This is a genomic window from Pseudomonadota bacterium, from assembly GCA_039196715.1.
Taxonomy (GTDB): Bacteria; Pseudomonadota; Gammaproteobacteria; order CALCKW01; family CALCKW01; genus CALCKW01.
This window is the reverse complement of the sequence record JBCCUP010000009.1, coordinates 12,952-26,919: the sequence shown is the minus strand read 5'-3', so window position 1 is coordinate 26,919 and position 13,968 is coordinate 12,952. Positions and strand designations below refer to the sequence as shown.

The 13,968-nt window shown below is 66.0% G+C and carries 13 protein-coding genes; 4 read left to right on the top strand and 9 right to left on the bottom strand.

The window, feature by feature from the left end; translation table 11 throughout:
- Positions 1–59 precede the first annotated feature (59 nt).
- The gene (locus AAGA11_05505) at positions 60–1,550 is read left to right on the top strand and encodes a hypothetical protein (protein ID MEM9602296.1); all 1,491 of its coding nucleotides are present in this window, start codon (positions 60–62) and stop codon (positions 1,548–1,550) included.
- Here AAGA11_05505 and AAGA11_05500 read toward each other — a convergent pair.
- The 3 genes from AAGA11_05500 to AAGA11_05490 all read right to left on the bottom strand — a co-directional run bounded on the left by AAGA11_05500 (position 1,538) and on the right by AAGA11_05490 (position 3,862).
- Positions 1,538–1,927, bottom strand: coding sequence for a VOC family protein (locus AAGA11_05500; protein MEM9602295.1), 390 nt, complete (start codon positions 1,925–1,927; stop codon positions 1,538–1,540). The genes AAGA11_05505 and AAGA11_05500 overlap by 13 nt on opposite strands.
- Positions 1,928–1,961: 34 nt before the next feature.
- Positions 1,962–3,101, bottom strand: a complete 1,140-nt coding sequence (locus AAGA11_05495) for an amidohydrolase (GenBank protein MEM9602294.1) — start codon at positions 3,099–3,101, stop codon at positions 1,962–1,964.
- A gap of 116 nt (positions 3,102–3,217) precedes the next feature.
- On the bottom strand, positions 3,218–3,862 hold the full coding sequence (locus tag AAGA11_05490; GenBank protein MEM9602293.1) for a 2-hydroxychromene-2-carboxylate isomerase: 645 nt from the start codon (positions 3,860–3,862) through the stop codon (positions 3,218–3,220).
- Positions 3,863–3,968: 106 nt separating this feature from the next.
- Here AAGA11_05490 and AAGA11_05485 point away from each other — a divergent pair, with 106 nt between their 5' ends.
- The 3 genes from AAGA11_05485 to AAGA11_05475 all read left to right on the top strand — a co-directional run bounded on the left by AAGA11_05485 (position 3,969) and on the right by AAGA11_05475 (position 6,689).
- Positions 3,969–4,514 carry a hypothetical protein gene (locus AAGA11_05485; protein MEM9602292.1) on the top strand — a complete coding sequence of 182 codons (546 nt, stop codon included), beginning with the start codon at positions 3,969–3,971 and terminating at the stop codon, positions 4,512–4,514.
- A 3-nt stretch (positions 4,515–4,517) separates the two neighbouring features.
- Entirely contained in the window at positions 4,518–5,438 is a 921-nt protein-coding gene (gene ylqF / locus AAGA11_05480; protein ID MEM9602291.1) for a ribosome biogenesis GTPase YlqF, read from the top strand.
- A gap of 90 nt (positions 5,439–5,528) precedes the next feature.
- Positions 5,529–6,689 (top strand): MFS transporter, encoded by a 1,161-nt coding sequence (locus tag AAGA11_05475; protein ID MEM9602290.1) that lies wholly within the window; start codon positions 5,529–5,531, stop codon positions 6,687–6,689.
- A gap of 49 nt (positions 6,690–6,738) precedes the next feature.
- Here the strand turns inward: AAGA11_05475 and AAGA11_05470 are convergent, their stop codons facing one another.
- From AAGA11_05470 to AAGA11_05445, 6 genes are all read right to left on the bottom strand, one after another.
- Positions 6,739–7,125 (bottom strand): VOC family protein, encoded by a 387-nt coding sequence (locus AAGA11_05470; GenBank protein MEM9602289.1) that lies wholly within the window; start codon positions 7,123–7,125, stop codon positions 6,739–6,741.
- A 129-nt stretch (positions 7,126–7,254) separates the two neighbouring features.
- On the bottom strand, positions 7,255–8,820 hold the full coding sequence (locus AAGA11_05465) for a L,D-transpeptidase family protein (GenBank protein MEM9602288.1): 1,566 nt from the start codon (positions 8,818–8,820) through the stop codon (positions 7,255–7,257).
- A gap of 443 nt (positions 8,821–9,263) precedes the next feature.
- On the bottom strand, positions 9,264–9,743 hold the full coding sequence (locus AAGA11_05460; protein MEM9602287.1) for a hypothetical protein: 480 nt from the start codon (positions 9,741–9,743) through the stop codon (positions 9,264–9,266).
- Between the two features lie 131 nt (positions 9,744–9,874).
- Positions 9,875–10,873: a phosphate acetyltransferase gene (gene pta, locus AAGA11_05455; GenBank protein MEM9602286.1), complete on the bottom strand. Its 999-nt coding sequence runs from the start codon at positions 10,871–10,873 to the stop codon at positions 9,875–9,877.
- Between the two features lie 85 nt (positions 10,874–10,958).
- Entirely contained in the window at positions 10,959–12,497 is a 1,539-nt protein-coding gene (locus AAGA11_05450; protein ID MEM9602285.1) for an AMP-binding protein, read from the bottom strand.
- Positions 12,494–13,903 carry an aldehyde dehydrogenase family protein gene (locus AAGA11_05445; GenBank protein ID MEM9602284.1) on the bottom strand — a complete coding sequence of 470 codons (1,410 nt, stop codon included), beginning with the start codon at positions 13,901–13,903 and terminating at the stop codon, positions 12,494–12,496. The genes AAGA11_05450 and AAGA11_05445 overlap by 4 nt, the downstream gene beginning before the upstream one ends.
- Positions 13,904–13,968 lie beyond the last annotated feature (65 nt).

The window sequence follows — 13,968 nt, the reverse complement described above, 5'->3', positions numbered from 1 at the left end:
GTCCGATGACCCCCGCATCGCCTGTCATACACAACGCCGCTGTCCGACGGGACCTCTGGATGCTGCTGACCTTTCTCGCCGTGGTGACGTCGGTCCTGCTGCTGTCGACATTCGACCCAGACGGGCAGGTGTCGCGTGACCACGCGAACTACCTGCGCCTGGCGCAACAGCTGCTCGACGGGCGTGGCTACCGTGCACCGGTCTACGACGCCACCGGGCAAGCTGGACACGCCGATGTGCTGTTCGCCACCTGGCCCGTGGGCTACCCGACCGCAGTCTACCTGGCCAGCGCCGTGTCGGGCCTCGGGGTCTTCTGGGCCTCCAAGGCGCTCAACCTCGTCGCCATCGGCCTGAGCCTGCTCGCGTTGCGACGGCGGTTTGACGACGCGCACCACGTGGCCTCTGTCTTCCTGTTCGCGAGCCTGATCACACTCGCGAGCTACTCGAGCAGCGACCTGCTGTTTGCGTTGCTGTTCCTCCACTTCACCTTGACGCTCCACGACGCGTTGACGGACACCAAGCCGGCACGGTGTCTCGTGCTTGCGCTCCTCGCAGTATCGCTTTTTCTGCTGCGGTATGTCGGCGCGGTCTCGCTCGGGATCATGGGCCTGGCGGCCCTGCTGCTTCTGGTCCAGAAATCGCGTCGCCGGGACGCGTTTCGTCTTCTAACGGCGACCGCAGCCAGCGCCGTGTTCTCGGTGGCGTATCTGCTCAACAACGTGCGCGAAACCGGACACCTTACCGGCATAGAACGCATTGCCGCACCGGAAAGTCCCGCCGCGCTCGCTGCGATGTTCAGCCTGGCGGTCCTCGTCGAGGCCGTCCCCTTCGCCCTCTATTCCTCACCCCGAAACGCGGTACTCGGCGCCGCCATGACGGTGATCGTCGTGACACTGGTGGCGGTTGCGTACCGACGGCGGCATACCCGTACACTCGACAGCCGATCGGCCGGCCTGGCTGGTGTGCTGATCGCGACCGCGGGCGTGTACGCGACCGCCATCCTGGTACTCCGTTCTATCACGCACTTCGACAACATCGGGTTCCGGTTTTTTACGCCGGCCACGGTTTTGGTGTTCACGGCCCTGTGCGTGACGTTCCGTGACCGGGCAGAGGGCCGACCCCGGGCTGTTGTCGTGTGGACCGTGTCGGCCGTGTTGGTGCTCTCGTTCGTCTTGACCACACCGCGCGGCGTGCTGCGTCACTGGCACACACCACAGTACGCCGACACGGTTGCCGCGGTGAGAGCCCGTTTTGATGATTTGCCCGACGGCAGCATCGTCGTGTTCGGCCCGGTGCACCTGAACTACCTGTTTCCGCACCTGCACAACCGCAGGCCCTACACCCTGCCTTATGCGGCACAAAAGGAATCCTGGTCAGACTTCATCGACCGCCTCGCGCTGGACTGCAACACACCGCTGGTCATCAACGCGCCCGTTCGCCCGCTCGATACGGCACGCGTCGACGCCAGCGTCATCGCGTGGGCCGAGCGCGCACAGGCAGTCCCGGGCGGGCTGTTGCGGATCACGCCACCCGGGTGTCAGCGCTCGTAGAGTTCGAGTGGCAAGCCGTCGGGGTCGGTGAAGAACGTGAAAGCCTTGCCGGTGAATTCGTCGATCCGAATCGGTTCGACCTCGACGCCGCGCGCCGTGAGACTGTCGGCCACGCTCGCCACCGAATCGACCACGAAGGCGAGGTGGCGCAAGCCGCAGGCCTCGGGCCCGCTCGCTCGCGGTGGTGGGTCCGGGAACGAGAACACCTCGAGCTGGCTGCCGTCCGGCAGCGCCAGGTCGAGTTTGTGAGATTGCCGATCCGCCCGATAGTGCTCGGCGACCACTGACAACCCGAGTGTCTCGACATAAAACGCCTTGGTGCGCGCGTAGTTCGAGCAGATGATCGCCGCGTGGTGTACGCCGTCAAGATGAACCATGGCCTTCAGCCGCGCGGGTGGGGCTTCTGTGTCGTCACGGCGTTGCGCCCGACGCCACCGGAAGCCGCCTGTGCACGAGGTCGACGAACCAACGGGCGCCGGGTTCGAGAGCGTCGTCGTTGAAGTTGTACCCCGGGTTGTGCAGCGGTGCGCTGTCGCCGTTGCCAATGTTGCCGAAGGCGCCGGGCGCCAGAGCAAGCGCTTGGGCAAAATCCTCCGACGCCCCCATCCGGGGTGCTTCGTCACTGACACGGTCGGCCCCAAACACCGCACGAGCAGCGTCGAGCCCGTGTTCGGTTGCAACGGGATCATTCACCAAGGGCACGAACACGCGCTCGTAGGACACCTCGACACGGCAACCGTGCGCCGCCGCGACACCGCTTGCAATACGGCGCATCGACGCCTCGATCTGTCGACTCACGGCGTCATCGAAATGCCGGCAATCGCCCTCGATCACCGCGTCACCGGAGATCGCGTTCTTGACGTTCTCCCCGTGGATCGCCGTGACGGATACCACCGCCAATTGGGCGGGGTCGAGGGTGCGGGAGACCACGGTTTGCAGCTCGCCGACGATAGCGCAGGCACAGACGATCGCGTCCTGGCAATCGTGAGGACGCGAGGCGTGTCCGCCCTCGCCGCTCACGTGAATCCGAAACCCGTCCTCGGCACCCATGTAGGCACCAGGCCGGATTTCGAAGTGGCCCACAGGCAGGCCAGGCTTGTTATGCAAGCCGTACACCTCATCGAAATGCAGGCGCGTTCCAAGGCCGTCACGGATCATCGCCTTCATACCCTGCCCCCACTCCTCGGCGGGCTGAAAGACAAACCGCACGGTGCCATCGAAAAGCTCGGAGGACGCCAGCGTGGCCGCCGCCCCGAGCAGGGTGGCTGTGTGACCGTCGTGTCCGCAGGCGTGCATCAAGCCAGGGTGGGTCGAGGCGTACGGCAGGTTGGTGGTTTCGCTGATGCGCAGGCAATCCATGTCAGCGCGCAAGGCAATCACCCTGTCGCTCTGCCCGCGGCGCAAGGACGCCACCACCCCGGTGCCGCCCACACCGGTTTCGATGTCGGTGAAGCCGAACTCACGCAGCCGGTCGACCACGAACTGCGCAGTGCCGACTTCCTCGAAGCCGAATTCCGGGTGTTGATGCAGGTGGCGACGCCACGTGCGCATCGCATCAAGCACATCCGAGGGGATCACGGGACACTCCGGCGGTGGGTTGGAAGGCGCCGACGCCATCCTACGCGATCGCTGTTGCCGCCTTCAATCCACACCAGCACGCGGCCGCGTCAGCCTCGCGGTTGAGGGTCCTCACCATCTCGGCCTGGCCCGTTGCCTCCGGTCCGCACGTCGACCGCCCAACGCAGCGCCTGTTCGAGACGGTCGTTGCCCCAGAAGAGTTCGTCTCCGACGCGCAACGTTGGTGCCCCGAAGACACCGAGCGCCATCGCCGCATCCGTCTGCACGCGCAAGGCCAACTTCGCCTGCTCGGTGGTGGCACTGTCGATCACGTCAGCAGCATCTGCGCCCACACAGCGCAGGCAGTGCGCCACGGTGTCCGGCAAGGCGATATCGAGATCGTGCTCGAAGTTGGCGGCGAAGAGCTCACGCACAAACGCCGACACCCACGGCGCCTCGGCGCACCGCGCCACGACACGCGCGCCGAGCAAGCCGTTCTGCGGGAACCGGCGGGGCCGATTGAACGGCACGCCAAGGTCGCTGCAGACACGCGCAACGTCCCGCCACATGTAGCGCTCCATTTCCGCGTGTTGCTTGTACGGCGACGTCGCCAGACCCTGTCGCTTGAACACGGCACCGAGCACAAACGGGCGCCACAGCACGGGCACACCCGCCGCCGCCGCGAGCGACTCGACACGCAGTGCCGCCGGGTAGGAATAGGTGCTGCCGAAATCGAACCAGAACTCCACCTTCATGCCACGCCTCCAACCGGGTCAGGCGCACGCCCAGGAGGTCCTTGAGCCCCCTCCGGGCCGAGCCAATACGCCATAATACCGGTGTCCCCCGCATCTGCGTGCGCACGTGATTCGCTTCTTCATCAGCTCGGTGCTCGTCCAAAGCCTCGCGCTCGCCGCAACCATCGGCGCGTTTCTGTCGCCCGCGGAGAACGTCTGGTGGCTGGTGGCGATCGGTTTGGTGATCATTGCGCTGGTGCACGCGTCCTGGTTGTCACTCGCGTCGGATCTCCGGCACCGCGACCACGTCGGCAAGCTCAAGGACGAGTTCTCGCTCGAACGCGAGAAGATCCGCAACGCAGCGGAGAAGGAAAAACACAACCTGGTCGCCGAGACGCAGCGCCGCATCAGTCGCGAGGCAGCCGCACAGACCGCTCGCGCCAATTTCCGCGCCGGCAGCCTCGCCGCCGCCGCGGTGGCTCTCGGCGGGCTGATGATGCTGGCGCAGTTGTTCACCCTCGGTTGGATCGCACTCGGCACGGCCGGGGGTGGCGTGGCGGGCTACCTGTTGCGGCGACGCCACGAGCGATTGCAGCGCGAAGCGTCGGTTGCCGAGAAGGCCGCCCCGGTGGTCGTCGAGGGCACCCTCCTCGAATCGGACAAAGTGGACTGACAGATGGCCATTCAGTGGTACCCGGGCCACATGCACAAGGCGCGCAAGCAGCTCGCCGAGGTGCTGCCGAGGATCGATGTGCTGATCGAACTGCGCGACGCCCGAATCCCGGCGAGCAGCAGCAACCCGAGCCTGGCCGATCTGCGCGGTGAGAAACCCGTTTTGGTGGTGTTCACCAAGACCGACCTCGCCGACCCGGCCATGACGGCGGTGTGGCAACAGGCGTGCGAAGACCGAGGCGAATCGGTACTGCTGCTCGGCCTCGACACACGGCGCAACGCCGATACCCTGCCTGAGCGGGTGCGCGCCCTGCTCGGCGAGCGGCGTCGCGATGTACCGGTCACGATCGCGATGGTGGGCATTCCCAACGTGGGTAAATCCACGCTGATCAACCACCTCGCCGGCCGCCGGATCGCCCGCACCGGCGACGAACCCGCCGTGACACAACGGCAGCAACGCGTGACGCTGAATGCGGGCCTCAGCCTGCTCGACACGCCCGGTCTGCTCTGGGGCAACATTGACAACCACGCCAGCGGCTACCGCCTGGCGGCGACCGGGGCGATCAAGAACACCGCGATCGACCACACCGAGGTGGCGCTCTTCGCCATCGAGGCCCTGCACGCCCTCTACCCCGGGCGATTGGCCGAACGGTACGGCCTGAACCCCGCTGCGACGCCGCCCGTGGAGACGCTCGAAGCCGTCGGCGCCAAACGGGGCTGCCTGGTGCGGGGCGGCGGCGTGCACCTCGAGCGGGCCGCCAGCGTGGTGCTGGCCGACCTGCGCAGCGGCGCCCTCGGACAGCTCACCCTCGAAACGCCCGAGATGTTGGCGCGCGAACGCGAGGAGACCGCCGAACGCAACGCCGAGCGCGAGGCCAAACGTCAGGCAAGGCTGGCGCGTCGCAAACCAAAGAGACCCAAGTAGTCGGATCCCTCGCCAGTGGAACACCCGCAGAGACCCACGTTGGTGGACACGGTACGTCTGTACCCTGCGTTGAGGGCGACAAGTGGCTTCATGCCCTGGATTCCCGTCTTTTTTCTCTACCTCACCTCACACTGGTCACTCGAGCAGGCGATGCTGCTCTCGGGCATCTACTACGTCGCTGTGGTCACGCTCGAAGTCCCCTCCGGGTACCTGTCGGATCGATTGGGTCGGCGCACGACCTTGATGTGTGCCGCGGCGTCTACCGCGCTTTCGGCGGTGTTGTTCATGGTGGGTGGCCCCTGGAGCGTGTACGTTTTCGCCAACGTCGCACTGGCCGGAGGCGTGGCACTGCAATCAGGCAGTGATACGGCGTTGCATTATGAGGCGCTCGATGCTCTGGGCAGGACGTGCGAGTACCAACGCCGGGAAGCGCAGGCAGAATGGACAGGCATGTCCTCGATGGCACTTGCCTGCCTGTGCGGCGGCGTGCTCGGCGCTGTGGACCTGCGCCTTGCCTACGCACTGACGGGGGTTGGCGCAATCGCCAGTCTCATCGTGCTGACGCGCATGGCCGACACCGACCGTCGGGTCGAAGAACACCGCGGTTTCGCGCGGTCACTCGCACAGACCACAGCGAGGCTGCGCAACCCGCTGTTGGCATGGTTGTTTGTCGCTACGATCGTCTTGTATGCGCTTCAGGGCATCGTGTACGAGCTGTACCAGGCGTATTCGCGAGGTGCTGCAGACACCCTGAACGTAGCCGCTTTGCCTGAGAGTGTGTTGTCCGGTGCCGTGATTTGCCTGTCCATGTTTGGCGGTGCAGTCGCGGCTCGCCTCAGTTCGCCGTGGCGGCAGCACCTCGGTCTTTTCGGTCTGTTCGCAGTTGCTGCGGCGATGCAAGCCGGCCTCGTGACCGCACTGCTGTTCAGTTCAGGACTGGTTGGTCTGGCGTTGGTAGCGACACGAAATTTTCCGATGTCATTGCTTCACGCGCCCCTGAACGCCGCCCTCGCGCCGCGCGTGCCCAACGCTGAGCGCGCTGTTTTTTTGTCGATCATGAGCCTCTCTCAGCGGCTCGCGTTCGCCGTCCTGATGTTCGGTCTGACAGCCCTTGTCGGAAACGACGATGCCGCCTCGGTCGATACCGTGAAGCCCTTGCTGCTGGCAACGTTGTTGGTCGCCGCCGCGTTTGGCTGTGGGCTCCTCGTCTGTGTCAAAGCAGCTCGACGCGCACACGCAGAATCGCCCTGACTGGAATACAACACACGGCCTGAACAGCCTCGCCACTCACGTCGCGGCCTCACCGCGGTTCGATCAGGTCCCAAGGGTTGCCACAGAGGTCCTCGAACACCGCCACGGTGCCGTAGGGCTCTTCACGCGGGGACTCACGAAAGCGGACGCCGTTGGCCTGGAAGCGGCTGTGGTCGCGGCGGATGTCGTCGGTCTCGAGGAAAAACGCGACCCGACCGCCGGCCTGGGCACCGACCGCCGTGCGCTGCGCGTCACCCACGGCCCGCGCGAGCAGCAGCGCCGCGCCACCGCCCTCGGGCGCCACCCGGACCCAGCGCTTGTCTGCACCGATGACCGCGTCTTCGAGCAGGTTGAAGCCGAGCTTGCCGACGAACCACGCGATGGCGGCGTCGTAGTCCTTGACCACCAATGTGACGGTCGCGATGCGGGGCCGCATTGTGCACATCCTCCGATTGACTGGCCGTGCAGTGTACCGCCCGCCACACGGGCATCCCCCGGGCGTGGCGTGGACAAAAAAAACCCGCCTGTCGGCGGGTTTCCAGCAGCGAGGGTGGGAAGCGCGCGATCAGCCGAGCGTGTCCTGCGCCTTGGCGATGACGGTGCCGTCGCGGTCGTAGATGTCGTTGTAGAAGTGCACTGAACCGTCGCGCGTGACGTCGGCGGTGAAGTACACGGTCCGAACCGGCACAGACTGCTCGAGGTTCACCCGGTGGGTCTTGTCGCTCGCGTCGATCGCGTTCACCGCTTCCGCGTCGAGTCCCTGCTGCTCGAGGATGACGCGGGCCAGCTCCATCGGCTTCGCAAGCCGCACGCAGCCTGAGGAGAAGGCCCGGGTCACGCGCTCGAAGAGGTGACGGGCGTTGGTGTCGTGCAGGTAGACACTGTGGCGGTTGGGGAAGAGGAACTTCACTTCGCCCAGTGCGTTCTGCGGTCCCGGCAGCTGGCGGAAACGCAGGTTGCTCTTCGCTGTGGCGACCACGTTGTTCCAGTTGCCCGCGCTCAGCGACACCGGGCGGCCCGCGCCGTCGAGCACCTGGAAGCCGCGCGAACGGATGTAGCCGGGCTTGGCCTTGACCTTCGGCAGGATGTAGTTGCGGGCGATGCGGCGCGGCACCCACCAGCTCGGGTTCAGCACCACGGTGTCGATGGCGCTTTCCACCAGCGGCGTTTCCCGCCCGTCGCGGCCCACGATCACGTCGCTCGACCACACTTCCTCGCCGTCGCGCAGGTAGCTGGCTTTGAAAGACGGGATGTTGACCGTGACGCCGTCGCGGTGGGTCGACGCCGGGTTGGCAACCGCGCGGTCGAGGTTCAGCTGCAGTGTGGCGATGCGCTGGTACACGCTCACGTTCATCGCCGCGACCGTGGCACCGTCGAGTTGGCCGGTCGCCGGCAGCTGGTGGCGCGTCTGAAAGCGCGAGAGTGCAAATTCGAGGTTGGCACTGGCGAGACGCGCGCTCGGGATCGAGCTGCCGCGCCAATCGCCAGAGGCGGCCAACCGGGCCTGGATGGCGCCGTAGAGCGCGTCGTCGTTGGCGATGTCCGCCGCACTCAGGGTGTCATCGCCGGTCAGCGCGACGTCCACCTGGGCCCAACCACCGTTGTCTGCCACGGCGTTGTAGCGTGCCAGTGCACGCCGCAGGTTCTTCTCGTAGCCCAGACCCTCGAGCTCGGCCGCGAAGTACTGATCGAGGGTTGCCGCGTGCAACGCCGCGACCAGGTTCTCACCGACGCGCAGCGGGTCACCGGACTCGAAACCGTGGCGTTGCATGAAATCGACGACCACACCGGTGACCGCGCGGTCCACGTTGTCGAGACCGGTCTGGCTGACCAGGTTGTCGAGGTCGGATTCGAGCGTCTGGTCGCCGCGCAGGCGCGCTTCGAAGACGAGCTGCGTCAGCACGCTCATGCCCCACAAGCGGTCGCCGCCGCTGATCAGGTCGACATGCGCCTGAATCGCGGACTTGTTGAGGTCGCCGACGACGGTGTCGACCCAGGCCGCGCTCGGGCTGGTGAGCACCGGGCTCTCGATCGCCGTGGCAGCCCGAGACGGGGCGGCCAGTGTGAGGCCGGTGGTGATTGCAAGGGCAATCGCGGAAAACGTGATGCGGTTGTTGTTGTTGTGTTTCACGACACATTCCTCGTTGCTGGTGAGAAGAATGTATCGATACCGTCACAGCCACTTTGCGGACCGATTCACAAAACTGACGGTGATACGTGATTGACTCGGCAATGCCCCAGCGTTTTGCGAACCGGTTCACACAATTCGAGGGGTGGCCGACGGGATTTCGTGCGCCTGACCACGCTTAGGTGGCCAAAAACGACGCATCTGTTTCACCTCTGATACATCTCACGTGCGCCTCCGGTGCGACGGCAACCGCGCCGACACGGCAAGGCCGCGCGCCGGCTGTCGCCGGAATCAGGGCATCTGGGGGGGGGGGACGTCAGTGAGATGCGGTACCGTCGCGGCGAGCAACAGCGGATTCCAGGGCGGGCTGACCACACCCGATCGAGCGTCTCTTCAAGCGACCGCGTGACGGCCTCATCTGCCAGAAAACACCCTAAAACAAGGATTTACAGGGTTGGCGGGGGGATTCGCGCATCGAAAAAGCCCGCCAGCGAGCCGGATTCGAGGGCCAACACCAAGGCCTCGGCGTCCTCGGTCGGATACAACAGGCCGTAGCCGTTTGCACGCAGGATGTCGACCACCGCCCCGGTCAGCTGGTCCTGTGCCATCGCACTGTGCGGGGTGGCCTGATGCCGTTGCACGCGATCCACCAAGTCAGGGTCGTTGCGCCAGACCGCCTCGTTCAACAAGGCGGTGATGGCGTGCGCGTGCCAGAGCCGGGCCCGGCCGGCGACGTTGCGGGTGTGCCGCACGAACTTGGCCTTCTCGATGTCGAGCGTGGGAGACACCGCATCGAGGCTCCACACCTGCGGCAGCAGGTCAGGCACGCCAGCATCGGCAACCGGTTCAATCTCGAGCACCGACACCGTAAGCAGCGTAAAGAGCGCAAAACCCGTGTGAAGTACCGCGTTGTTTGTGTGAGTCACGACACATTCCTCGTAAGCGTTGAGCGAAATGTATCGATAAGGTCACAGTGACTCTGTGACGGGCGTCACAGTTTTCGAGTTTCCGTGGCCCGGTTCGCAGTTTTTTCCGGCCGATGAGACCAGTCGGGCCGCTAGCCCGCGGCCGCCTGGACGCTGGTGATCGCCATGACCGCCTCGATGTCGCCCGCTGAGCACCCCCGAGAGAGGTCATTGACCGGTTTCGCCAGGCCCTGAATCACCGGACCGAGTGCGGCACAGCCCCCGAGCCGTTCGGCGAGCTTGTAGCCGATGTTGCCCGCGTCGAGGTTGGGAAACACGAACACGTTGGCGCGGCCGCCAAGTGCGAGGTCGGGCGCCTTGCGCGCGAGAATATCGGGGACAAAGGCGGCGTCGAACTGCACCTCACCGGCCACGCTCCACCCCGGTTGTGCAGCCCGCACCAGTGCTGTCGCCTCGCGTACGGTGTCGACCCGCGTGTGGTCGGCGCTGCCGGCAGACGAAAACGACAACATCGCGATGCGCGGCTCGTCGCCCAGCAAGGCCGTCACGCTCCGCCCGGTGGCCTCGGCAATGCCCGCGAGCTCGGACGCGTCGGGCTCGATCACCAGCGCGCAATCGGCGAACAAGACGGCCTCGTGCGGGGTGTGGTGCGGTTGCTCGAGCAGCATCAGGAAGAAACTCGACACCTGCTTGACCCCGTCTGCCCGCCCGATCAGGCCGAAGGCCCACCGCAGCACGTGCGCCGTGGACGCCACGGCACCGCCGACAAAGCCGTCGGCTTCCTCGACCGCCAACAGCGCGAGCGCAGCGATCACCGGGTCGGACAAGTGCGAACGGGCCGCCTCTGCCGTCATGCCCTTGTGCTTGCGGCGGTCGACCACGGCGTCCACCAGGTCCTCGCGCGCGGCGACGCTCGCGAGATCCAGCAGATCGACCCCGTCCAGTGACACACCGGCAGCATGCGCAGTGTCGCGGATCACCGCGACATCGCCCAACAGGATCGGCAGGGCCGTGCCGTCATCACGCGCTGCGGCTGCGGCGGAGATCACCCGGGGGTCTTCACCTTCGGGCAGGATGATGCGGCCGGGCTGCTGACGTGCAGTCGCGAGAATGGGATCGAAAAGGGGCATGGTGCTCAAGGTACTCGTCGAAAGCGTCAGTGTACCGTGTTGCGCCTGACACGCGGGCGCGCACAGCGCGCCGACCTGAAGCGACTCACTGCCTGTGGAGTGCGTCCGCCAACTTGAGCCGCTGGACCTTGCCGGAGGGCCCCTTGGGCAGGGTGTCAAGGACGTGCACACGGTCGGGCGATTTGAACAGACCGACCCGCGAGACACAGTGCTCGCGCAAGGCCTCGGGCGTCGAATCGGCAGACGGACGCAGCACCACACCCGCTTCCACACGCTGGCCAAAATCCGTGCAGGGCCGCGCAAAGGCCGCCGCTTCGATCACGTCAGGGTGGGTGAGCAGGGCTTCGTCGATCTCGCGTGGCGCGATGTTCTCGCCGCCCTTGATGATGAGCTCCTTCAACCGTCCTGTGACGAACACGTAGCCATCGGCATCCATCCGCCCAAGGTCACCGGTGCACAACCAGCCGTCGCTGCCGAGCGCGGCGGCCGTGGCCTCCGGGTTGTCGAGGTAGCCCTGCATCACGTTGGCACCGCGTACGCGAATCTCCCCCTCCGTGCCCACGTCACAGCGCCCACCGGTGCGCGTGTCGACGATCTCGACCGCGTTGCCCACAGCCACTCCCGGAGAACCGTGCTTGCATTTTCCTGGTGGCATGGGGTTAGAGAGGATCTGAGCCGCGGTTTCGGTCAAGCCCATGGTCTCGATGATGGGTACACCAAACCGCGATTCGAAGGCGCGGTGCACGTCAGGCGACAGTGGCGCTGAAGCCGAGCGACCGAAACGCAAGGCATCGGTGCCGTCAATCACACGGCCCTGCTCGGCGTGCACCAACCAGGAAATCTGAGTGGGCACGACCGAGAACCAGGTGCAGCGGTGCGCCGCGACCCAATTCCAGAACGCGCTCACGGAGAAGCGCGGCGGCATCACCACACTGCCACCGGACACCAGTGGCGCAAACACCGTCACGCACAGTCCGTTGATGTGATAGAGGGGCAACACGCAAAGCGCACGGTCATCGGCCGTGATCTGGTGCGCCACGGCCGTGTTGCAGCCGCCTGCCAGCAAGTTGCCATGGCTCAGCCGCACACCCTTGGGTCGCCCGGTGGTGCCAGAGGTGTACATCAACAGTCCGTCGCTGGACAGCGGGACGGAAACGCTGCCGGTACTCGGCGGGCCCGCGAGCGCATCACTGCAGCTGGCCAGTCGGGTGCGTTGCACCACCGTGTCCGGCAGCGCCTCGCGTCCGGCCTCGTCGTGCAGGATCAGTGCGCACCCGGCGTGGTGCGCGACGTAGTCGATGGTGTCGGCACCGGCGACCAGGTTGATCGCCGTTGCCCGCCGGCCGGCGAATGCGATCCCGAGCACGACCGCGGCTGTGTCGGCACTGTTGCCTGCCGCGAAGCCCACGCTCGCACCGATCGCCACACCTTCGGCGTCGAGAAACCCCGCCACCCGCCGGCACGCGGCCAGCAGCTCGGCGTACGTCAAGGTGGTACCCGCCTCGGGGTCGATCAGCCAGACGGCGTCGCCTGTCTGGCGCGCACGCAGCTCGATCAGCGCGTGAATCGAGAGGCCGTCGAGCTCATCGAGCCAAGCTGCGGTCCAGCCGCTGTCGCCGTTCATCGCCCGGCGTGGGCCCAGTAGTGCTCGAACACCGCGTCGAGGCTGGGCTCGCGTGGCGGGATGACGCGTACCACCTTGCTGATGTTCATGAAGTGCTTGTAGTGCAAGTTGTCGTCGATCGAATTGCCGCCCCAACTGCCGCAGCCCATCGACAGCGAAAATGGCATGCCGTTGTCAAAGGAACCGCCCGTGGCAAAACAGTGCGCCTGGTTGACGATCACGCGGCACGTCGGCAGCTCGCGCGCCAGTTCGAGTGCTCGCGGCTCGTCCGCCGAGTGCAGACCGATCGAGTGCCCTGCGCCCACGTGCGTGAACAACGCCGTCGCGAGCCGTTTCGCCGCATCGAAATCCGGCACCCGGTAGAGCGTGGTCACCAGCGAGAGCTTCTCGCCCGACTCGGGGTGCGACGCCCCGACCCCGTCGCCTTCGATCAGCAGGAAGCGCGCGGTGTCAGCGTCGGGCACAGACACGCCGACGCCCGCGATAAGCACGTCGATATCGCGCGCGATCAGGTGCTTGTTGAGCCCCTGGGCCTGAAACAGCGCACCGTGCAAGGCCGCAGCGTCAGCACCCTGCAGCAGACGGCCACCCGCACGGTGCAAGGCGGCGAGCATGTCGTCGTAGACGGCATCGAGCACGATCAGGGCATTCTCGGATGAACAACTCGTGGCGTTGTCGAAACTCTTGGACGCCGCGATTTTCTCCGCGGCAGCATCGAGGTCCCCGCTGCCGTCGACAATCACGGACACATTTCCCGCACCGACGCCGATCGCCGGCGTGCCGGAGGCGTAGGCGCGGCGGACGTTGTCCTGGCTGCCGGTCACAATCAGGAGATCGACAGACTCCATCAGGTGCTGGGTTTTCACTTTGGATGACGGCGCCGGCACCATCTGCACGAGATCCGGGTCGGCGCCGATCTTGGCAAATTCGGCGTGTATGTAGGCGATGAGCTGCTCACACACCGCTGCCCCCCGCGGCGAGGGCGACAGCACGATCGCGTTCCCACAGGCCAGGGCATTGATCACGTTGTTGGTCGGCGTCGCCACCGGGTTGGTCGAGGGCACGACAGCCCCAACAACGCCGACCGGCCGCGCGATCTCGGTGATGCCCGACGCCGGGTCCTCACGCACCACGCCGGTTGTGGCTGCCGCGAGCACATCGCGCATCAGCCCCAGGGTCTTGCGGTGGTTCTTGCGCACCTTGTCCGCGACATTGCCAAGCCCGGTCGACGCCACGGCGTGTTCGGACAGCGCCTGGTTGCGCGCGGGTTCCATCAGCGCCCAGGCCACCGCCTGCACGGTCAATCGGAGTTGGTCCTGGTTTGCCGTCGCGGCATAGCGTGCCTGGGCCGCGCGCGCGCGCGCGACGATGGCGTCAACCGCCTCGATATCCTGCTGTTCGCTCACCTGATGTTTCCTACCCCATTGCTGTCGACAGACACGGGCTGCACGCGCGGTGCAGCCCGTGTCCA